Below are 20,682 nucleotides of genomic sequence, written 5' to 3' on the forward strand. Positions count from 1 at the left end.
CCACCAAGGCCGGCAAAAAGCCGGCCTGGAAGGGGGTTATTCCAACTTCGCGTCGATGAAGCTGCGCAGCTTTTCCGAGCGGGACGGATGACGCAGCTTGCGCAGCGCCTTGGCCTCGATCTGGCGGATGCGCTCGCGGGTGACGTCGAACTGCTTGCCGACTTCCTCAAGGGTGTGGTCGGTGTTCATGCCGATGCCGAAGCGCATCATCAGCACCTTGGCCTCGCGCGGGGTCAGCGTCGAGAGGATCTCGCGCACGATCTCGGAGAGCGAGGCGTTGGTGGCCGAGTCCAGCGGCGAGACCGCGCCCTGGTCCTCGATGAAATCGCCCAGGCTCGAATCGTCGTCCTCGCCGATCGGCGTCTCCATGGAGATCGGCTCCTTGGAGATCTTCATCACGCGGCGGACCTTGTCCTCGGGCAGGTCCATGCGCTCGGCCAGCTCCTCGGGGGTCGCCTCGCGGCCCATCTCCTGGAGCATTTGCCGGGAAATGCGGTTGAGCTTGTTGATCGTCTCGATCATGTGCACCGGGATGCGGATCGTGCGTGCCTGGTCGGCGATCGAGCGGGTGATCGCCTGGCGGATCCACCAGGTGGCGTAGGTCGAGAACTTGTAGCCGCGGCGGTATTCGAACTTGTCGACCGCCTTCATCAGGCCGATGTTGCCTTCCTGGATCAGGTCGAGGAACTGCAGGCCGCGGTTGGTGTATTTCTTGGCGATCGAGATCACGAGGCGCAGGTTGGCCTCGATCATCTCCTTCTTCGCCCGGCGGGCCTTGGCCTCGCCCAGGGTCACCTGGCGGTTGACCTCGCGGATGCCGCTCACGGGGAGTTGGTTGTCACGCTCGACGGTCGCCAGGCGCTTGGCCAGCCGCTCGATCTCCGGCTGGACCGCGGCGAACTTGGCCGTCGGCTTGCCCTTGGTGACCTCGACGACCCAGTCGTTGCTGGTCTCGTGGCCGCGGAAGGCATGGATAAAGGCCTCGCGCTTGATGCCGCCTTTCTCGACGGCATGCTGCATGATCTGTTTTTCCAGCAAGCGCACGCGCGCGATGGCGTCACGCACCTGCTTGACCAGCTTCTCGTTGAAGTTCGGGTTGAGCTTCAGGGTGATCAGCTGGTCGGCAATCTGGTCGGTCAGCGCCTTGATCTTGGCCGCGTCGGTCTTGGCCTTGCGACTCTTGGTGGCGACCGCGTGACGCTGCTCGTGCAGGTCCTTGATGTCCATGATCACCGTGCGGACGGCCTCGACGTCGATGCCGGTGTCCTTTTCCTCTTCGTCGTCGTCCGAGTCGTCGTTCTTGTTGCCGCCCGGCGTCGGGATCTCGTCCGTCAGGACGTGGAAGCCCACCACCACGTCGGCGAGCTTGATCTCCTCGGCCTCGACGCGGGCGTACTGGGCGAGCAGGGTGTCCAGCGTCGGCGGGAAGGCGGCCATCGCGATGGTGACTTCGCGCAGGCCTTCCTCGATGCGCTTGGCGATCGCGATCTCGCCTTCGCGGTTGAGCAGGTCGACCGTGCCCATTTCGCGCATGTACATGCGCACCGGGTCGGTGGTGCGACCGAACTCCGCATCCACCTGGGAGGCAAGGACGGCAACGGCTTCTTCGGTGGCATCGTCGTCGGTGGAGACGCGCTGTTCGTCCGACAGGCCCAGGTCGTCCTTGTCCGGCGGCGCCTCGGACACCTGGATGCCCATGTCCTGGATCATGCCGATGATCACCTCGATCTGTTCGGCATCGACCAGCGACTCGGGCAGGTGGTCATTGATTTCGGCGTACGTCAGGTAACCCTGCTCGTTGCCCAGGGCGATCAACTGCTTGATGCTGGTTTGTTGGTCTTGCTGCATCGGCGTGGAACCTGCTCCGGCAATTCGGTGAAAACGTCTGAAAGTCGCGCCGCGGGTGTGCAGGCGCCGAGCGCGGCGCGCTCAGGTGTCGAGCCGACCGCGTCAGTGGATTCTGGCGGCGCGAGGAGACGTTTGGGCCTCGCGCGGGAAGGCCCGAAGAGCCGGTCGACTGGACAGGCTGACGATTCGGGCGTTCCCGATGGGGAACACGAAATTATACCGCCCCGGGGGCGTTTCGTCCATGTTGCGCTTAGTCGCTAGGGAAGGCCTGCACGAATAGCCGATGTCTCTGGCTTACCGGCTTGTTCGCCATCAAGGCGCCGATTCTCGCCGGGCTCATTGCCCGGCGAGAATCGGCAACACCGAGGGCGGGCAAGCCGGTAAGCCCCGCAGGGCGGGCCGCCAAGCGGCCATCTGCGGTGTTGCAGCGCTTGCCAATGACTACGGCCATTGGGCAGCGCACTGCGCCTTGCATCTGGCCGCTTGGCGACCCGCAGAGGCGTCGACTATTCGTGCAGGCCTTCCCTAGGCGGCCGGGGGCGGCTGCCGGCCAGGTTGGCTCGTTGCTGCCGCTTCTTCTCCGCGAGTTCCTCGCGTTGACGTCGCTTCTCCAGGATGTCACCTAGCATGTTGGCGGCGATTTCGGCGTTTTCAATACCGACCAGGTTCTGCGCCCCGGCAATCTGGCGATCCTCGGCGGACAATTTATCGTCGAGCAGGCGCTGGATCACGGCCGGCGGCCTGCCTTCATACCAGACCTCCGCGGGGCGCAGGCGGTCGGTCAGGCGAGGGTGGGTCAGTGCCAATCGTAGAATGGCGTGCTCCTCCGCGCGCACCGGCGGTGGACGCTTGGCGGCAGTCGGCCCCGTTGCCCTGGTTTCCTCTCGGAATGGGCGGCCGAACAGCCCGTGGTGGCGGTCGACCTGGCGCGCGGTCAACCGCTTGAGGCTGCCCTGGGGCATGCGCTCGATCAGCTGGTGGGCCTGCTTGTTCTTGCGCGCCCGCGCGGCGGTATCGTCCCCGGGGCTTGCCTCGTCGAGGTGCAGGGTCAGGAAGCGATCGAACCCCACCGCCTCCTGCTCGAGGAAGCGGTTGAAGCCGGACTGTCCCTGGGCGCGCACGAAGCTGTCGGGGTCCTCGCCTTCGGGTAGGAAGGCGAACCGCAGGTCGCGCCCGTCCTGCATCAGGGGCAGGGCGACCGAGAGTGCCTTGACTGCGGCGCGTCGACCCGCGGCATCGCCATCGAAGCAGAACACGATTCGCTCGGTCTGCCGATAGAGCAGATCCAGTTGTTCGGCGGTCGTGGCCGTCCCCAGCGTGGCTACCGCGTGATGGACGCCGTTCTGCGCGAGCAGGATCACGTCCATGTAGCCCTCGACCACGACCAATTGGTCGGGGCGCTGGTCGATCTGGCGCGATTCGTACAGCCCGTAGACGCCAAAGCCCTTGTGGAACAGCTCGGTTTCCGGGGAGTTGAGATACTTGGGCTCGCCCGCCCCGATCACGCGACCGCCGAAACCGATCACGTGCCCGCGTGGATCGCGGATCGGGAAGATCACCCGGTCGCGGAATCGGTCGTAGCGGTCACCGTTGTCCCGCTGGATCAGCAGGCCGGTGGCCACCAGTTCGTCCGGGCGCGCCCGCGAGCCCAACGCTGCCTCGAGGTGGTTGCCGGACGGGGCGAAGCCCAGCGCGAAACGGGCGGCCGTCTCGCCGGTCAGGCCCCGTTGCTTGAGGAAGTCGATTGCCTCGGTCGACGAACGCAGATTGCCGCGAAACCAGTCGCTGGCCAGGGCGGTGACCTGGCGCAGCCGGCCGATCCGGTCGAGTTTCTCCTGGTCGCCCTTCTCGCGCGGGATCTCCAAGCCCAGCCGGCCGGCCAGGTGCTCGATCGCCGTGGGGAAGTCGAGGTGGTCGAATTCCATCAAGAACCCCACCACGTTGCCGTGCGCCCCGCAGCCGAAGCAGTGATAGAACTGTTTGTCGGGGGTGACGTAGAACGAGGGCGTCTTTTCCTGGTGGAACGGGCAGCAGGCGGCGAACTCCTTGCCCTTCTTCTTCAGTGGCACGCGCGCGCCGATCACCTCGACGATATCCGAGCGGCCGATCACTTCCTCGACGAAGGCTTCCGGGATACGGCTCATGGCGGTCCTCCGCGGTCGCAAACGACAAGACCGACCACCCCGGCAAGGGCGGTCGGTCCCGGATTGATGATGCCCCGAGCCAGATCGGGCCCGCGCATCGGCTTACGCCGCTTTGTTGAGCAGATCGAGCAGATCGCCGATTTCCATCGCCTTCGGCTTGACCAGCCAGAAGCGCTGCAGGTAGGCGTCGAAGTCCGCGAGGATCTCGTGGGCACGTGCGCTGTCGGTGCGGCGGGCGTGTTCCTCGATGATCGAGCGCAGGTGCTGGCGATGTGGCTCGAGTTCGGCGGCCTGCAGGCGGTGGATGTCGATCAACTCGTGGTTGTAGCGATCGACGAAATCGTTGGTCTCGTCGAGCACGTAGGCGAAGCCGCCGGTCATGCCCGCACCGAAGTTGATGCCGGTCGACCCGAGGATCGTGACCACGCCGCCCGTCATGTACTCGCAGCCGTGGTCGCCACAGCCCTCGATCACCGCCTGGGCGCCCGAGTTGCGCACCGCGAAGCGCTCGCCGGCCTGGCCGGCCGCGTACAGCTTGCCGTTGGTCGCGCCGTACAGGCAGGTGTTGCCGATGATCGGGGTTTCCGCGGAGTCGAAGGTGCTGCCCTTGGGCGGGTAGATGACGATCTCGCCCCCGGCCATGCCCTTGCCGACGTAGTCGTTGGCATCGCCCTCGAGCTCCAGGTGCAGGCCGCCGGCATTGAACACGCCGAAGCTCTGCCCGGCAATGCCGGTGAAGCGCAGCTTGATCGGGTGGTCGGCCATGCCCTGGTTGCCGTGACGGCGGGCGATCTCGCCCGAGACCCGCGCGGCGATCGAGCGATCGGTGTTGCGGATGGGATAGCTGTACTCGCCGCCGGTCATGCCCTCGATCGCGGGCATGACGTCCTTGACGATCTTCTCGGCCAGCAGGCCCTTGTCGTGCGGATCATTACGCGGCGCGACGCAGCAGCTGGGCGCATCCGAGACCATGCCGGCATCCGACAGGATCTTGGAGAGATCCAGGTGGCGCTGCTTGTCGGTGGTCGGCTCACGCAGTTCGAACAGGTCGGTCCGCCCAATTAGCTCCTCGATCGAGCGCACGCCCACGCTTGCCATCAGGTGACGCGACTCTTCGGCGATGAAGCGGAAGTAGTTGACCAGCTTGTCGACCTCGCCCTTGAAGTGCTCTAGGCGCAGCACCTTGTTTTGCGTGGCCACGCCGGTGGCGCAGTTGTTCAGGTGGCAGATGCGCAGGAACTTGCAGCCGATGGCGATCATCGGGCCGGTGCCGAAGCCGAAGCTCTCGGCGCCCAGGATGGCGGCCTTGATCACGTCGAGGCCGGTCTTGAGACCACCGTCGGTCTGCAGGCGGACCTTGTCGCGCAGGTCGTTGGCGCGCAGGGTCTGGTGTGCCTCGGTCAGGCCCAGCTCCCAGGGGCTACCGGCGTACTTGACGGAGGTCAGCGGGCTCGCCCCGGTGCCGCCGTCGTAACCGGAGATGGTGATCAGGTCAGCGTAGGCCTTGGCGACGCCCGCGGCGACCGTGCCCACGCCCGGCTCGGAGACCAGCTTGACCGAGACCAACGCCTGCGGATTGGTCTGCTTGAGGTCGAAGATCAGCTGCGCCAGATCCTCGATCGAGTAGATGTCGTGGTGCGGCGGTGGCGAGATCAGCGCCACGCCCGGGCGCGCGTAGCGCAGCTTGCCGATGAACTCGTCGACCTTGTGGCCCGGCAGCTGACCGCCTTCACCCGGCTTGGCGCCCTGGGCGATCTTGATCTGCAGTACCTCGGCATTGACCAGGTAGTGCGGCGTGACACCGAAGCGGCCCGAGGCGATCTGCTTGATCTTGCTCATCTTGGGCGTGTTGAAACGCGCCGGGTCTTCGCCGCCCTCACCGGAGTTCGAGCGTGCACCCAGACGGTTCATCGCTTGGGCGATGGTCTCGTGTGCCTCGGGGGACAGGGCGCCCAGGCTCATGCCGGCTGAGTCGAAGCGCGAGACGATCGATTCGATCGGTTCGACCTCGTCCAGCGGGATCGGCGTGACGCCCTCCTTGAGGCGGAACAGGTCGCGGAATGCCGCCACCGGGCGCTCGTTGACGTGGGCGGCGTACTCTTCCCAGGCCCGGTAATCGTCTTCCTTGACCGCCTTTTGCAGCGTCTGGACCACATCCGGGTTGTAGGCGTGGTACTCGCCGCCGTCGATGTACTTGAGCAGACCGCCCTGGCGCGGCAGCTTGCGCTTGGTGAAGGCTTCCTTGATCAGGATCTTCTGATCGGCCTCGAGATCGACGAAAGTGGCGCCGGCCACGCGGCTGGTGGTGTCCTTGAAGCAGAGGTCCACTACCTCGTCGGCCAGGCCGATGATCTCGAACAGCTGCGCGCCGCGGTAGCTGGCGACCGAGGAGATGCCCATCTTCGACAGGATCTTCTTCAGGCCCTTGTTGATGCCCTTGATGTAGTTGCTGGTCAGCTTGTCGGCCTGCTTGACGTCGATCTGGTTGCGGCGACGCATGTCGTTGATCGACTCGAAGGCGAGATACGGGAACACCGCGGTCGCGCCATAGCCGATCAGCACCGCGTTGTGGTGCGAATCACGGGCGGTGCCGGTCTCGACGACGATGTTCGCGTCGGTGCGCAGGCCTTCACGGATCAGGCGGTGGTGGACCGCGCCGGTGGCCAGCAGGGCGTGGACCGGCAGGCGATCGGCCGCGATGTTCCGGTCCGAGAGCACCAGCACGGTGTGCTCGCCCTTGATGGCGGCGACTGCCTCGTCGGTAATCCGGCGGACGGCCGCTTCCAGGCCCTCGTCCGGGGAGTAGTTGAGTTCGATGCGCTGCGAGGAGAATTCCCTGTCGGCCAGCCGGGTCAGGGCCTCGAAGCGCGCCGGCGTCAGGATCGGGCTTTCCAGCTGCACGCGGTGGGCGTGTTCCGGGGTTTCCTCGAAGACGTTGCGCTCGCGGCCGATCAGGGTCTCCAGCGACATGACCACCGCCTCGCGCAGCGGGTCGATCGGCGGGTTGGTGACCTGGGCGAACTGCTGGCGGAAGTAGTCGAACAGCGAGCGCTGGGTCCGCGACAGCACGGCCATGGGGGTGTCGTCGCCCATCGAGCCGATCGCTTCCTGGCCGTTTTCGGCCAGCACGCGGATGATCTCGTCCCGCTCCTCGTAGGAGAGCAGGAAGGCCTTCTCGTAGGTGCGTACCGTGTCGTCGTCCATCGGCGCAAGGGACAGGACTTCCTCGTCGGTGACCGAGTTCTTCAGTCGCACGGACTGTTCGCGCAGCCATTTTCGGTACGGCTTGCGGGTCTTGAGCTGGCCATCGATGTCCGGCGGCAGCAGCAGCTTGCCCTCGGCGGTGTCGACCGCAACCATTTGGCCCGGACGCACGCGTCCCTTCTCCACCACGTCTTCGGGCGCGTAATCCCAGACGCCGATCTCAGAGGCGAGCGTGATGTGACGGTCCTTGGTGATCACCCACCGGGCCGGGCGCAGGCCATTGCGGTCCATGGCGCAGGCGACGAAGCGCCCATCGGTCATCACGATGCCGGCCGGGCCGTCCCAGGGCTCCATGTGCAGGGAGTTGAATTCGTAGAACGCGCGCAAGTCGGCGTCCATGTGCTCGATGTTCTGCCAGGCCGGCGGCACGATCAGGCGCATGGCGTGGAACATGTCCAGCCCGCCGGTGATCAGGACCTCGAGCATGTTGTCCATCGACGAGGAATCCGAGCCGGTGGTGTTGACCAGCGGCTGGATGCGGTTCATATCCGGGATCAGCGGCGAGGAGAACTTGGCCGCGCGTGCCAAGGCCCAGTTGCGGTTGCCGCGGATGGTGTTGATCTCGCCGTTGTGGGCGAGGTAGCGGAACGGCTGGGCCAGCTTCCACTCGGGGAAGGTGTTGGTCGAGAAGCGCTGGTGGAATACCGCCTGCGAGGACTCCAGTGCCGGGTCGTTGAGGTCCTTGTAAAAGCGCGGCAGGTCCTCGGGCATCAGCAGTCCCTTGTAGGAGATGACCTGGCTGGCCAGCGACGGGATGTAGAAGTCCGGGTCGTCCTGGATCAGGTTCTCGGCATCACGGCGGGCGACGAACAGGGCGGCATTGAACTGCTTTTCGTCCATGCCCTCGGCCGGAGTGATGAACAGGTGCTCGATCTCCGGGCGTTTTTCGGCCGACATCTCGCCAAGGACCGACGGATCGGTCGGCACCGCGCGCCAGCCGGCGAGGTTCAATCCCTGCTCGGCGATCGCGCCGATCAGCGCCTCGCGGGCCCGCTCGCGCTTGGTCTCGTCGAGGCTGAAGAACACCACGCCCACGGCGTAGATCTCTGGCAGGTCGATGCCTTGGTCGGCGGCCGCCTTGCGGAAGAAGCCGTCGGGCTTTTTCAGCAGCAGGCCGCAGCCGTCGCCCGACTTGCCGTCGGCGGAAATGCCGCCGCGGTGGGTCATGCGAGCCAGCGCACCGATCGCAGTCGATACCAGGCCGTGGCTGGCCTGGTCGTCCATGTGTGCGATCAGGCCGAAGCCGCAGTTCTCTTTCTCGAAACTCGGGTGGTACAGACCTTGGGTGGGGGCTTGGCTCATGAGTTGCGCAACCTCTTGGATTCTTCCGGCTTGCCGGGCGAGCGACGCTCATCCCGCCCTCGGCTTGGCGGCCCGGCCGTCTGGTTGGCGTGCTTTTCAGCGTGCCAACAGCCTAGGTGCCGACCGTGGTTCGATGTGCGCCCGTATCCGGGGGATTTGGGCAAAATGGGCCGGAATTTTACCGGTCCGGGGGGAATCAGGCAAATCGATACGCTGGCGCGTCGCCGCGGCGCGGCGGCTAGGTGATGTGTTGGGGGCAGGCGGGGCGTGGATTGCCCCGAGGCAGTGCCTCGAGGCGGGCGACGAGACCCTTTAGTCCGCGGCGTCAGTGAGCCTGTCCTGAATCGCGCCCACCGAGCGCGGGTAGGGCTTGAGTTCGCGCAGTGCAGTCGGCAGGGAGGCGATGGCGTGCTCGGCCCGCTCGGCCGAGGCGAAGTCGCCGAAGGTCACCGTGTAGAGGACCTTGCCGTTGATTGCCTGGGTGAAGATGCGCCACTGATCACGCGGCTGCTCGTCGGTCGCGAAACGCTCGATCATCCCCTCGGCGCCGTCGAGATTGCCGAAGGCGGCCAACTGGATGGCGGCCCGGGCGCGTGGTTGGTCGCGGAACCAGGCGTTATCGACGTCGGCCGGTGGCGTGGACGCTGCGGTGCCACGGGCGTCTGCCGTGACGGGAGCCGCCGCGGCCTCATCGTCTTGTTCCGCGACGTCGGCGTTGGACGGCTCGCGGCCGTCGGTCGACTCGGCGGCATCGCTGTCGGCCGAGGCGTCGTCCGCGGGGGCAGAGGCGTTGCTTTCGTTCGGGGTCTCGTCGGGGAACGGGACGTACAACGGCAGGCCATGGTCGACCGGCGCGGCGGCCTCATCGGTCGAGGTGTCGGTGGTGCTCGGTGTCTGGCGGCCGGCTTCCTCGCTCACCGGTTGCTCCTCGGTGCTCTCCGCGTCGGCCGCGGTTGATGCGCCGGATTGCTCGTTCGACTCGTTGACGGTGATCGCGCTTTCGGTGTCCGAGGGCGTGGGGTCGTCCGACCGGCCGAGCAGGGCGAATACGCCAATGGCGACCACGGCGACGCTGATGACGGCGGCGATCAGCAGGGTCGGGCTGGCCCACATCGGGCGACTTGCCGGCATCGGCCGACGAGAACTGTTACCGGCCTGCCGGGTCGATGAGGTCGTGGCGGCGGCCGCTGTGGGAGTCGCCACGACGGCGCTGTCGGAGGCGCCTGCCGCGGCGACCGGTGCCGCGGCGGCCGCTTGTGTGGTGCCGAGCAACTGGGCGCAATGCAGGTCGGCGACCAGGCCGGCCAGTGGTTGGGCCGTTTCCGTCTGTTCACAGAGGCCGGCGGCGCCGACCAGGAGGAAAAGGATGCGTTCGCGTGCAAGCTCGTGCGACTGAGTGATCAGGTCAAACAGGGCATCGGCGCCGTCGGAGTCCAGCCAGTGGTCGGCATTTTCCACCACGATCAGGAGTCGCTCCTGGCCCTCAAGCGCGGCGGTGGCCGCGCTGATCAGCTGGTCGATCGTCTCGATGCCGGCGGACAGTTGCAGGAGGGTGCTCAGCTGGTCGATCAGGGCGGCGGAGCCGTTGCCACTGTCGGCACGCAACACGACCGGGCGGACCTGGCGGGGGAGTTTCTGGCCGATGAGCTTGACGAAGGCGCGACGCTCGGCGGCCGAGTCGCCCTCGACCACCATGAACCGGTCGGAATACTTGGCGTACTGGACGATTCGTTCGGCCTGTTCCAGGGCGTGTTCCGTCGCTTCGGTCATGACAGCATCCTTCGTGGCTTGAGTCGGTGGAAGTTGAGTGGTCAGTCGGCGGCCCGCGTGGCCTCGATGGTGGCGCGAATGTCTTCATCCGCCACCCAATCGACCAGGCGCGCCTGGCCAAGTCGGCCCAACAGGACGAGTCGCAGGCGACCCTCCTCGACCTTCTTGTCGCTATCCATCAACTCGCGCAGGCGGTCGGTGGACAGGTCGGCCGGGGCCCGGGTGGGTAGACCGGCCGATTCGATCAAGGTTTCGATGCGTTGGACCGTGGGCGTGTCGATTAGGTCGAGGCGATGGGACAGGTCGGCGGCCATGCACATGCCCGCGCCGACGGCCTCGCCGTGCAGCCAGCGCCCGTACCCCATACCGGCCTCGATGGCGTGACCGAAGGTGTGGCCCAGGTTGAGCAGGGCGCGAATGCCGCCTTCGCGCTCGTCCTGGCGGACGATTTCGGCCTTGATCAGGCATGACTGGCGGATCGCTTCGGTCAGTGCGGCCTTGTCGCGTTGGCGCAGCGCATCCATGTTGGTCTCGATCCAGTCGAGGAAGTCCTCGTCCCAGAGCAGTCCGTACTTGATCACCTCGGCCAGCCCGGCCGAGAGTTCGCGATCGGGAAGGGTGTCGAGGCTGCCGGTGTCCGCCAGTACGCAGCGCGGCTGATAGAAGGCGCCGATCATGTTCTTGCCGCGCGGGTGGTTGACGCCGGTCTTGCCGCCCACCGAGCTGTCGACCTGGGCGAGTAGGGTGGTCGGCACCTGGATGAAGGGCACGCCACGCTGGAAACTCGCGGCGGCAAAGCCGGTGATATCGCCGATCACGCCGCCGCCCAGGGCGATCAGGGTGGTCTTGCGATCCACCTGCTTTTCCATCAGGAAATCGAAGATGCGCTCGAGCGTTTCGAGGGTCTTGTACTGCTCGCCGTCGGGCAGGGCGATCAGGTCGACGCGCTTGTCGGCCGCCTCCAGCGCCTGCGTCAGTCGCTCGGCATACAGCGGAGCGACGGTCGTGTTGCTGACGATCACGGCCCGCGAGGAGGGAACGAAGCGGGCGATCTGGTCGCCATCGATCAGTCCGGTGCCGATGAAGATCGGGTAGCTGCGCTCACCCAGGTCCACGTTGACGGTGGTGGGCTGCGAGATGGGAGCGGCGGGATCGTGCATGAGCGGTGCCCTGTCGGCTGGGGTTCGTCAGATAACGACGACCCCGTGGGGCCGCCTTGGGAAACTCTGCACGATTCGATGGCATCTCTGGCTTGCGGGCAAACCCGCAAGCCCCATCCGGGCGGGCCGCCAAGGGCCCATCTGCTGTGTTGCAGCCCTTGTAAAGGGCGACGGCCCTTCACGGCGGACTGTGCCTTGCATCTGGGCCCTTGGCGGTCCCGCAGAGACGCTATCGAATCGTGCAGAGCTTCCCTTGCTAAGTCTACATCAACCCGTCGGGTTGTCGTCGGCGTCGAGCCCGCTCTGTCGGCTTGCCGCGAGGATGCGCTCGGCCATCGCGCGTGGGGTCTGGCCGCCGGTTTCCAGGACCACGTGGGCCGTTTCCCGGTAGAGCGGGTCGCGTTCCTCCATCAGTCGCCGCAGTGTCGCCCGCCGGTCGCTGTTTTGCAGTAGCGGTCGTTGGGTGTCGTGCTGGGTGCGTTCGAACTGGCGTTCGACCGAGGTGAACAGATAAACGACCAGGCCGTTGTCCCGCAACAGCTTCCGGTTGTCCGCTTGCAGCACGGCGCCGCCGCCGGTGGCGAGCACCATGCCCCTGCCTGCGGACAGCTTGGCGAGCATGTCGTGCTCCCGCTCGCGGAAGCCGGCCTCGCCTTCGATGTCGAAAATCAACGGAATGCTCACGCCGGTGCGCTTCTCGACTTCGCGGTCGGAATCGTGAAACTGCCAGCCGAGGCGGTTGGCCAGGATTCGGCCGATGGTCGTCTTTCCGGCCCCCATCGGCCCGATTAGGATGATATTGCGCATGGGATCCGAGTATACCGACGGGGAAACGAAAAACCCCGCCGAAGCGGGGTTGGTGTGTTGCGGAGCCGGTGTGGTCAGTTATTGATCATCACGCCGCGGTTGTGGTTCGCCAGGTTCTCACGGTCGATGATCTTCGGCGTGACGAAGATCAGCAGCTCGAACCGCGAATCGTCACGTATGCGATTCTTGAACAGGTTACCGACCCCCGGCAGGTCACCGAAGAAGGGCACCTTTTCCAGTTGGGTGACGTTCTCGAACTCGTAGATGCCACCCAGTACCACGGTCTGGCCATTCTGGACCTGTACCTTGGTCTGCACCTCGCGGGTGTTGATCGGCGGTTCGCCATTGATCGCGCGGGTGTAGTCCGGCTCTTCCTTCATCACCAGGATGTCCATGATCACCATGTCATTGGGCGTGATCTGCGGGGTGACTTCGGTCTTGAGCAGGGCCTCCTTGAACTCGATGTTCGAGATGGCGCCCCCGCCGGAGGCGGTCTGGGACTGATAGGGGATCTCGACACCCTGGGAGATCGTCGCCTTGTGCCCGTTGGTGGTGATGACCTTCGGGTTGGAAACGATCTTGCCGGTGCCCTCGCTCTGCATTGCCTGGAGTTCAAGGTTGAGCAGCACGTTCGAGCCGAGGATAGCGAGTCCCAGCGAGCCGGTCGGGTCACCACTGATCGGTGTGTTGACCATCCACGAACCAGGGTTGCTACCTACATTGCCGGCATTAGAGATCGTCTGTCCGGTGCCGTCTCCCGGGAGGGGGCTAGAGCCACTGACGCTGGGCACCTGCGATCCCAGGCCGACTGTACTGCCCGCCCGGTTGAATCCGGCATTCACACCCCAGCGGACGCCCAGTTCGCGCGAGAAGTTGTCGGTGGCGATGACGATGCGGGTCTCTATCAATACCTGCTTGACCGGACGGTCGACCTGCTCGATCAGGCCGCGGACCCGGTCGAGCGCCTCGGCCGTGTCGGTGACGATCAGGTTGTTGGTGCGTGAGTCGACGGTGATCGAGCCGCGCCGGCTGAGGAAGTTGCCGTCGCTCTGCTTGTCGCCAGCACCCTCGCCCAACCCCGAGCTCTGGCGCACGAGGGCCGCGATGTCGCCGGCCTTGGCGTAGTTGATCTGGACAATGTCGGTGATCAACGGTGCCAGTTGCTGGGCCTGTTCGCGGGCGGCCAGCTCGGCCTTGTCTCGCGCGGCGACCTCCTCGGTGGGGGCGACGTAGATCACGTTGCCATTCTCGCGCGAGGACAGACCCTTGGTGGTCATGATCAGGTCGAGGGCTTGGTCCCAGGGCACGTTTTCCAGTCGCAGACTGATCGACCCCTGAACGGTGTCACTGACGACGATGTTGTTGCCGGTGAAATCGGCGATCAGTTGCAGCAGCGGGCGGACCTGGATGTCCTGGAACTTCAGGGTCAGGCGCTCGCCCGTGTATTCCTTCTTGCCCAGCGAGGTGTGTCGCTCTTCCTCGGGTATTGGTTGGACCTCGATGACCAGGCGGTTGCCGGTCTGGTAGGCCAGGTGCTCGCCGGCATCGTTGGTCCGGAGTGTGACTCGACTGCCGTTGCCTTCGCGGCGGACGTCGACGCGCTCGACCGGCGTGGCAAAATCATTGACGTTATAGCCACCTTCCTCCAGCCGGGTGCCGGGGAGGCGCACGACGATCTGGCTGCCCTGACGGCGAATGTCCATCGGCGCCTCGGTGCTGCCCACGTTGAGCAACAGGCGGCCCGCCCCGCTGGAGGCACGACGGAAGTCGATCGGCTGGCCGGCATCCATGGCCGTGGCCTGGGAACTGCCGTGATCGGTCACGGTCAGGCCGCTTGATGTCGTCATGGCCTGGCGCACTTGATCAAAGGAGACGGTCAGGCGGTTGCCGTTTTGATTGATCGAATAGGGAACCGACTGGTCAAGGTTGAACACGGCTCGGGTCTTGCCGTTCGCCTCGGCCAGCATGACCGAATTCACCGCCCCCAGGGCGATCGAGGTCTGGCGATTGCCGGTCTGGTTGTCCACGTCGGGCAGGTCGACCGCCACCCGGGCCGGGTTGTCGATCTTGAAGCTGCCCGGCTCGCCGGCCAACGGCTCGGAGAGGTTGAAGTGTACTTGTACCGTGCCGTCGCTGGTGCGGTCGTAGGTGATCTCGTTGAGATCGCCGGCCAGCGCCAGACATGGAGCCAGGACGGCGGCCATGGTGATGGCTGGGAGGCCAAGCCCTCGACGCAGTCCGGTGCTCAGGCGTGAAGGTGTCTTGAGGTTGTCCATATCGCTGCTTCCCATCATTTAGCTCCGGCCGCTCTGAGACTTGACGACCGTTGTCTGTTTTTTCCAGCCACCCTGTCCATCGGGCACGACTTCTTCCAGCGTGACGCTGGTTTCACCGATCTCCATGACCTCGCCGTAGTTGCGCCCCATGTGGTCACCCAGCATCACCTCGTGGATGACGCCGTTGCCATCGCGCACCAAGGCGTACGTGCTGCCCTGCCGGTTGATGATGCCGCGCATGGCGAGTGCATCCAGAGGGAACTGCTCCAGTGGTTCCTTGGGGCGATCGATGTCCGGCTTGAGGCCATCCGAGTCGTCCACGTCGTCTTTCTTGGGCGGCATGAACGGCGTGCGGGCTTCTTCCGGAACGCTGTAGGCGTATTTCGGTAGAGGCTTCATCTCCGGGATCGGCTCGATCTTGCCACCCGGGCGGGCCTCCAAGTCGGCGACCTGCTGCTTGAGATCGGTCATGTCCTGGGCGCACCCGCTGACGGCGCCGATCAGAACGAGACCCGTGCCGATCAGCCCCAGCCGGGCCAGACCGGTTCGCTTGTGATCCGTGTTCATTGACCGCCTCCTTGCTCGCCGCTTTCGAGATACCGGTAGGTCTTCGCCTGGATGTCCATCGTCAGTTCGCGCGGGCTCGCATCATCGTCCGTGACGTTGCCGTCACGGGGATTCATGGCCGGATTGTGCAGGGTGACGATCCGCGGCAGGTTGGCCGTGTCGCTGACGAACTGCGTGAGTTCGCGGTAGGTGCCGCGCAGCGAGAGGTGGTAGGTCATCTCGGCGTAGAAGTCGTGCTTGACCTCGCTGCCGGGGCGGATCTGCTCATTCTTCAGTCCGTTTGAGAGCGATGTCTGGGCGACGTTGTCGATCAGGTTCTCCGCTTCGCGCTTGTTCGGCAGTTGGCGCAGCAGTTCGCCGAAACGTGTCTCCATTTCCTTGATCTGGGCCTGGTAGGCCTCGAGGTTGGCGGCCAGGCGCTGCTTTTGGTCGACGGTCTGCAGCAGCGATTGCTCCTCACGCTGTTCGCGCTCGAGCAGTTCCTTCTGCGGCAAGGTGTCGAAATACACCACCCCCCCAACGATGAGCACGAACACGAAGGCGAAGATGATCAGCCGGGTACCCAGCGAGGTCAGGCCGATCGTCTGAAAATCGAGATTTCTCAATTCGTTGAGATCCATGCTCAGTTCTCCTGGTCCGCGTCGTCTTCCTTGGGCGGCGTGATCTTCGCTTCGATCGAGAACACGTACTGGCCGGCATTGGCTGTCTGATCCGATCCCTCGGCAAGAATGCCCGAGCCCACCAGGCTGGCGTTGCCGATATAGCCGGCGCTGTTCAGTCGGCGGAGGTACGCCGCGACCCGTGCCTGGGCGTCAGCCTTGCCCTGGATGCTGATCTTTTCGTCGTTGGTCACCGTGACGTCGGTCAGCTGGACGCCGTCCGGCAGGGTGGTGACGAAGTTTTCCACCAGGTGGACGATCGTCGGCCGGCTGGACTGGAGTTTCTCGATGACCTGCATGCGCGCGGTCAGCTCGGCCTTGCGCTGTTTTAGCTCGTTGATCGTCTGGATCTGGCGGTCGAGCTTCGTGATCACGTCCTCGAGGTAGGCGTTGCGGGCCTGCTGGTTCTCGATCTGTGACTGCATGAAGCTGTGGATGCCGTAGGCGACGGCGACGGCGATCAGGGCGGCCAGCACAAGGTGGATGACGAAATCGCGTTGCCGTTTCTGGCGCCGTTCCTCGCGCCAGGGGAGAAGGTTGATCCGTCTCATCAGTCGAAACTCCTTAACGCAAGCCCGCAGGCAATCAGCATTGCGGTGCCGTGTCGAGCCATTTGCTCGGCGGACACGCCAGGTCCTTTGGCGAGTGCGGCGAACGGATTCGCCAGCCGGGTCGGAACCCCGGTCTCGTTGTTGATGCGTTCGACGGCGCCGGCGGCATTTGCCGCACCGCCGCCAAGCAAGATCAGGTTGACGGTGCTGCCGCTCGACTCCGAGTAGTAGTACTGGATGAATCGCTCGATGTTCATGGCGAGCGAATCGAGGTAGGGCTGCAGCACCTTGCGGGGGTAGTCCTCGGGAAGGCTGTCGTCACGTTTGCGCTCTTCGGCCTCTTCCAGTGTCAAGCCGTACTGGGCGGCGATCTCGCTGGTGAGTTGCTGGCCGCCGCCCTCGTGCTCGCGCGTGTAGACGATCTCGTCGCCGACAAAGATGCTCAGTGTCGTCGAGGTGTCACCCAAGTCGAATACCGCCACCGGTTGGGAACGTTCTTCGGGGGCGAGTGTCGGAGCCAGTATCTCGGTAAACGCGTTCTGCAGGGCAAACGATTCGATGTCGACCACGTCAACCATCATTCCGGCGGCTTCCGCCACGGCCACGCGACTGTCGACGTTGTCGGTGCGCGTGGCGGCCATCAGGACGTCGACACCCACGTCATCCCCCGCACGATGCTTCTTCTGCTTGCCGAGAATGTCGGTCTGGACGCGCTCGAAGTCGAAGTTGACCTCGTCGATCGGGAAGGGGATGTACTGGTCCGCTTCCAGTCGGACCTGTTCCTCAAGTTCGAACTCGTCACCGGGGTTGTCGATATGCAACACCCGGCTGACCGCCGAGGAGGTCGGCACCGCCATGGACAGATGCCGACCTTTGACGCGGGCACGGCGAATTGCCCGCGTCAGCGCGTCCGCGACGGCTTCCAGGTCGGTGATCGACTTGCCTTGAACGGCCCCCTGCGGCAGGGGTTCGATCGCGAATGCCGTGGTGCGATAACCACCGCGGCGTTTTTCCAGTTGGATTAGCTTGACGGCGGTCGAGCTGATGTCGACCCCGAGGCGAGCGGGTTTAGCGCTGAATAGTGGCACGGTCATTCCCTTCCTTTTGAGCGTGCGTTAAGGTTTCGCACACACGCACCTTGTCTCCCAGTAGATGCATCCTATGGCATAACCGTCGCGCTTGTCGACAACGGCGCCGGTGCGGGCTCGCAGCAACAGGTCAATGGGCCTTTTTCTCTACTATTCGAATGAAGCTTATCAAGATTATTTTCTATCTGGTTGGTTTGGGCCTGATTTTGGGCCTCGCCGGCGTTGGCGTTCTGTATCATATGTACAACACCCAGTTGCCCAGTGTCGTTGAGCTGGGCGAGGTGAGATACCAGATGCCGATGCAGATCCACGACCGCGAAGGCGGCTTGATCGCGGAGTTCGGCGATCAACGTCGTTTCCCGGTTTCCTACGATCAGCTGCCGCCGGTCGTGGTGGACGCGTTCATCGCTGCCGAGGACGATCGCTTTTTCGAGCACATCGGGGTCGATTTCCTGGGGCTGGCGCGTGCGGCTATCGAACTGGTGCGTACCGGCGAGAAGTCCCAGGGGGGTTCGACCATCACCATGCAGGTGGCGCGCAACTTTTATCTCGGGCGGGAGAAGACCTATACCCGTAAGCTTCACGAGATCCTGCTGGCGGTCAAGATCGAACGCGCCTTCAGCAAGGAAGACATCCTTGCCCTGTATCTCAACAAGATTTTCATGGGCCACCGGGCCTACGGCGTCAAGGCGGCGGCCCAGGTCTACTTCGACAAGGACTTGCCGGAACTGACGGTCGCTGAAGCGGCCATGCTGGCGGCCCTGCCGAAGGCCCCCTCGACCACCAATCCTGTCAGCGATCCCGAACGTGCCCTGGCGCGACGTGCCTACGTGCTGGGGCGCATGCTCAAGCTGGGCCAGATCGACCAGGCCACATTCGATCGCTCGATCGACGAGCCCTTGCCGGGGCGCCTGTACATCTCGTCGGAGGTCGATACCCGCGCACCGTACGCCGCGGAGATGGCGCGTAGTGACCTGATCGAGAAGTACGGCCAGGAAGCCTACGAGATGGGGCTGGCGGTGCACACGAGCATCGACCCCGAGGCGCAGAAATCCGCGAGGCGGTCCTTGCGTCGGGCGCTGATCGACTACGACCAGCGCCACGGTTACCGCGGTCCGGAGTCCGACTGGAGTGAATGGCTCGAGGATCGCGAGGCATTGGAAGAGCGACTGGCGGATGCCAGCCGGGTCGGCGGGTTGTTGCCGGGCGTGGTGCTGGAGGCCGATGCGGCCGAAGCGCGTGTGCTGGTGCGAGATGCGGGTGAAGTGATCCTCGATCTCGACGCCATGCGTTGGGCTTGTGAGTACCAAGACATCGATCGTTGCGGCCCCAAGCCCAAGGCTGTTGATGGGGTGCTCGGTCGAGGCGACCTGATTCGGGTCGAACCAGTCGAGTCCGACGAGGGGGTGGCGTACCGACTGGCGCAGATCCCCGAGGTGACCGGGGCATTTGTCGCACTCGATCCGTCCACTGGGGCCATTCGGGCGATGGTCGGTGGGTTTGATTTCTTCCAGGGCAGTAAATTCAACACTGTCACCCGGGCCGAACGACAGCCTGGCTCCGGGTTCAAGCCTTACCTCTACTCCGCCGCGCTCGACCAGGGATTTAGCTGGGCGAGTATGATCAACGACTCGCCGATCGTGGTGGAGGATGGCGTTAGCCAGGGCGTTGACTGGCGCCCAAGCAATTACGGGCGCAGTTTTGGTGGCATGCGTCGCATGCGTGAGGCCCTGACGAACTCGGTAAACCTGGTGTCCGTCCGCCTGGCGCAGGCCGTGGGTACCTCGGCGGTCCTGGAGTATGCCGGTCGCTTTGGCTTGCCGGTGGAGAAATGGCAGCCGACCCTGTCGATGGCGTTGGGCAGCTATACCTTGACGCCGCTGGACCAGGTCGCCGGCTTCGCCGTGTTCGCCAATGGTGGCTATCGCGTCACTCCGTTCCTGATCACCGAGCTGGATAACCCGGACGATGGCGTGATCGATTCACACCCGTCGGTCAGTCTCTGCGACAACTGCCCGGTCGACACGGCCGACCCGAGCCTCGCCCCACGAGTGATCTCGGCGCAGAACGCCTTCCTGATGCGTTCGGGGCTCAGGGGTGTGGTCCGTGAGGGCACCGGGGTGCGCGCCTGGCGGGCGCTGGAGCGGGAGGATATCGGCGGGAAGACCGGGACCACCAACGATCAGCGTGATGCCTGGTTCACCGGCTTCGGCCCCGGCTGGGTGGCCACTGCCTGGGTGGGTTTTGCCGACAACAGCGAGCTGGGACGACGCGAGACGGGTGGCAAGGCGGCTCTGCCGATGTGGATCGACTTCATGCGTGACGTGCTTCCGCCGCCCGGGGACGCCGAGGAGCCACCGGAGGGGATCATTACCGCGTGGATCGACCCGGATACCGGAAACCGGGTGTCGGAGGGGCACCCGGGGGCGATGAGCGAATATTTCGATTCGACCAACCCGCAGTCCAGCCTTCCCAAAGAGGGCGCCGCGGCGGCGTCGGGCACGTCGCGTGAGGTGATTGACAACCTGTTCTGACCGTTGGGGGCGATGGTCTCGAGCGTCGTCCCCTCGAAAGACGATTCGAAAGACGCTCTGCACGAGTCGAATGAGGAGACTGCGACATGGGGCCCGCTTCACTGGAATTGTTGCGTCGAGCGGCGCGTCACGCGGCCGAGGCCCTTGGCCAATCCCGCCGCGATTCATTGCGCGCCGCTGCGGATGAGCTGGGCGAAACCCTTGACCCTCGCTTTCGCTCCGCGGACCTGGAGCGGCTCGAGTTGGAACTGAGTCAGTATCAGGCGGCCTTTCGCCCCGAACAGCGAGAGCAATTGGCGACTCTCCGGCGGTCGGCGCTCGAGGCGATGAGCTTTTTCGCCGAGTTCCGGCCGCGGTTGGTGGGTGACGTGCTTACCGGGACGGCCGATGAGTATTCCTCGATCGTGCTGCAGCTGTTCGCCCCGACCCCCGAGCGCGTCATCGAGTGCCTGCTCGGCCACGACATCCCCTTCGAGGAGTCCGAGACCAGCTATCAATATCGCGACGGGCGGAACGAACGGGTGTCGGTATTCGCCTTCGGTGCCGGCGACGACCACATCGTGCTGGAGGTCTTCCCCGAAGAGCGGCTGCGCGAATCGCCGCTGGTGCCGGGAGGGGCGACGTTGCGCCGTGGCTCCCGGCGCCAACTTGAGGCGCTCATGCAGGAAGCGGCGGTGGACACGCCCTGAGGCGCAGTACCTGGTGATTCCAT

The 20,682-nt window shown here is 64.9% G+C and carries 13 protein-coding genes; 2 read left to right on the plus strand and 11 right to left on the minus strand.

Going from position 1 to position 20,682, the window contains the following annotated elements; translation table 11 throughout:
• Positions 1–36 precede the first annotated feature (36 nt).
• From rpoD to pilM, 11 genes are all read right to left on the minus strand, one after another.
• Complete coding sequence (gene rpoD, locus ABGV18_RS05775; RefSeq protein ID WP_396585262.1) at positions 37–1,872, minus strand: RNA polymerase sigma factor RpoD; 1,836 nt, start codon at positions 1,870–1,872, stop codon at positions 37–39.
• Between the two features lie 482 nt (positions 1,873–2,354).
• Positions 2,355–3,992 (minus strand): DNA primase, encoded by a 1,638-nt coding sequence (gene dnaG, locus ABGV18_RS05780; RefSeq protein WP_396585196.1) that lies wholly within the window; start codon positions 3,990–3,992, stop codon positions 2,355–2,357.
• A 102-nt stretch (positions 3,993–4,094) separates the two neighbouring features.
• A complete protein-coding gene (gene gltB / locus ABGV18_RS05785; protein WP_396585197.1) occupies positions 4,095–8,558 on the minus strand; it encodes a glutamate synthase large subunit in 4,464 nt (1,487 codons plus the stop codon).
• A gap of 312 nt (positions 8,559–8,870) precedes the next feature.
• The gene (locus tag ABGV18_RS05790; RefSeq protein WP_396585198.1) at positions 8,871–10,328 is read right to left on the minus strand and encodes an SPOR domain-containing protein; all 1,458 of its coding nucleotides are present in this window, start codon (positions 10,326–10,328) and stop codon (positions 8,871–8,873) included.
• 41 nt (positions 10,329–10,369) lie between these two features.
• A complete protein-coding gene (gene aroB / locus ABGV18_RS05795) occupies positions 10,370–11,488 on the minus strand; it encodes a 3-dehydroquinate synthase (RefSeq protein ID WP_396585199.1) in 1,119 nt (372 codons plus the stop codon).
• Between the two features lie 267 nt (positions 11,489–11,755).
• Entirely contained in the window at positions 11,756–12,295 is a 540-nt protein-coding gene (aroK, locus tag ABGV18_RS05800) for a shikimate kinase AroK (RefSeq protein WP_396585200.1), read from the minus strand.
• Positions 12,296–12,369: 74 nt separating this feature from the next.
• A complete protein-coding gene (pilQ, locus tag ABGV18_RS05805; protein WP_396585201.1) occupies positions 12,370–14,499 on the minus strand; it encodes a type IV pilus secretin PilQ in 2,130 nt (709 codons plus the stop codon).
• 90 nt (positions 14,500–14,589) lie between these two features.
• On the minus strand, positions 14,590–15,138 hold the full coding sequence (locus ABGV18_RS05810; RefSeq protein WP_396585202.1) for a pilus assembly protein PilP: 549 nt from the start codon (positions 15,136–15,138) through the stop codon (positions 14,590–14,592).
• Positions 15,135–15,758 (minus strand): type 4a pilus biogenesis protein PilO, encoded by a 624-nt coding sequence (locus ABGV18_RS05815; RefSeq protein WP_396585203.1) that lies wholly within the window; start codon positions 15,756–15,758, stop codon positions 15,135–15,137. The genes ABGV18_RS05810 and ABGV18_RS05815 overlap by 4 nt, the downstream gene beginning before the upstream one ends.
• A 2-nt stretch (positions 15,759–15,760) precedes the next feature.
• Entirely contained in the window at positions 15,761–16,348 is a 588-nt protein-coding gene (locus ABGV18_RS05820; RefSeq protein WP_396585204.1) for a PilN domain-containing protein, read from the minus strand.
• On the minus strand, positions 16,348–17,442 hold the full coding sequence (gene pilM, locus ABGV18_RS05825) for a type IV pilus assembly protein PilM (protein WP_396585205.1): 1,095 nt from the start codon (positions 17,440–17,442) through the stop codon (positions 16,348–16,350). Before pilM ends, ABGV18_RS05820 begins: the two co-directional genes overlap by 1 nt.
• 233 nt (positions 17,443–17,675) lie before the next feature.
• Between pilM and ABGV18_RS05830 the strand changes: the two genes are divergently transcribed.
• Together ABGV18_RS05830 and ABGV18_RS05835 are read left to right on the plus strand one after the other, a co-directional pair.
• Complete coding sequence (locus ABGV18_RS05830) at positions 17,676–19,970, plus strand: PBP1A family penicillin-binding protein (RefSeq protein ID WP_396585206.1); 2,295 nt, start codon at positions 17,676–17,678, stop codon at positions 19,968–19,970.
• 86 nt (positions 19,971–20,056) lie between these two features.
• Complete coding sequence (locus ABGV18_RS05835) at positions 20,057–20,659, plus strand: hypothetical protein (protein ID WP_396585207.1); 603 nt, start codon at positions 20,057–20,059, stop codon at positions 20,657–20,659.
• The last annotated feature ends 23 nt before the right edge of the window (positions 20,660–20,682 follow it).

Source organism: Guyparkeria halopsychrophila (assembly GCF_044582135.1).
Lineage (GTDB): Bacteria > Pseudomonadota > Gammaproteobacteria > Halothiobacillales > Halothiobacillaceae > Guyparkeria.

Excerpts from the sequence above, each read along its gene's own strand:
- dnaG (WP_396585196.1), bottom strand. The coding sequence starts at position 3,992 with ATGAGCCGTATCCCGGAAGCCTTCGTCGAGGAAGTGATCGGCCGCTCG.
- gltB (WP_396585197.1), bottom strand. The coding sequence starts at position 8,558 with ATGAGCCAAGCCCCCACCCAAGGTCTGTACCACCCGAGTTTCGAGAAA.
- ABGV18_RS05790 (WP_396585198.1), bottom strand. The coding sequence starts at position 10,328 with ATGACCGAAGCGACGGAACACGCCCTGGAACAGGCCGAACGAATCGTC.
- aroB (WP_396585199.1), bottom strand. The coding sequence starts at position 11,488 with ATGCACGATCCCGCCGCTCCCATCTCGCAGCCCACCACCGTCAACGTG.
- aroK (WP_396585200.1), bottom strand. The coding sequence starts at position 12,295 with ATGCGCAATATCATCCTAATCGGGCCGATGGGGGCCGGAAAGACGACC.
- pilQ (WP_396585201.1), bottom strand. The coding sequence starts at position 14,499 with ATGGCCGCCGTCCTGGCTCCATGTCTGGCGCTGGCCGGCGATCTCAAC.
- ABGV18_RS05810 (WP_396585202.1), bottom strand. The coding sequence starts at position 15,138 with ATGAACACGGATCACAAGCGAACCGGTCTGGCCCGGCTGGGGCTGATC.
- ABGV18_RS05815 (WP_396585203.1), bottom strand. The coding sequence starts at position 15,758 with ATGGATCTCAACGAATTGAGAAATCTCGATTTTCAGACGATCGGCCTG.
- ABGV18_RS05820 (WP_396585204.1), bottom strand. The coding sequence starts at position 16,348 with ATGAGACGGATCAACCTTCTCCCCTGGCGCGAGGAACGGCGCCAGAAA.
- pilM (WP_396585205.1), bottom strand. The coding sequence starts at position 17,442 with ATGACCGTGCCACTATTCAGCGCTAAACCCGCTCGCCTCGGGGTCGAC.
- ABGV18_RS05830 (WP_396585206.1), top strand. The coding sequence starts at position 17,676 with ATGTACAACACCCAGTTGCCCAGTGTCGTTGAGCTGGGCGAGGTGAGA.
- ABGV18_RS05835 (WP_396585207.1), top strand. The coding sequence starts at position 20,057 with ATGGGGCCCGCTTCACTGGAATTGTTGCGTCGAGCGGCGCGTCACGCG.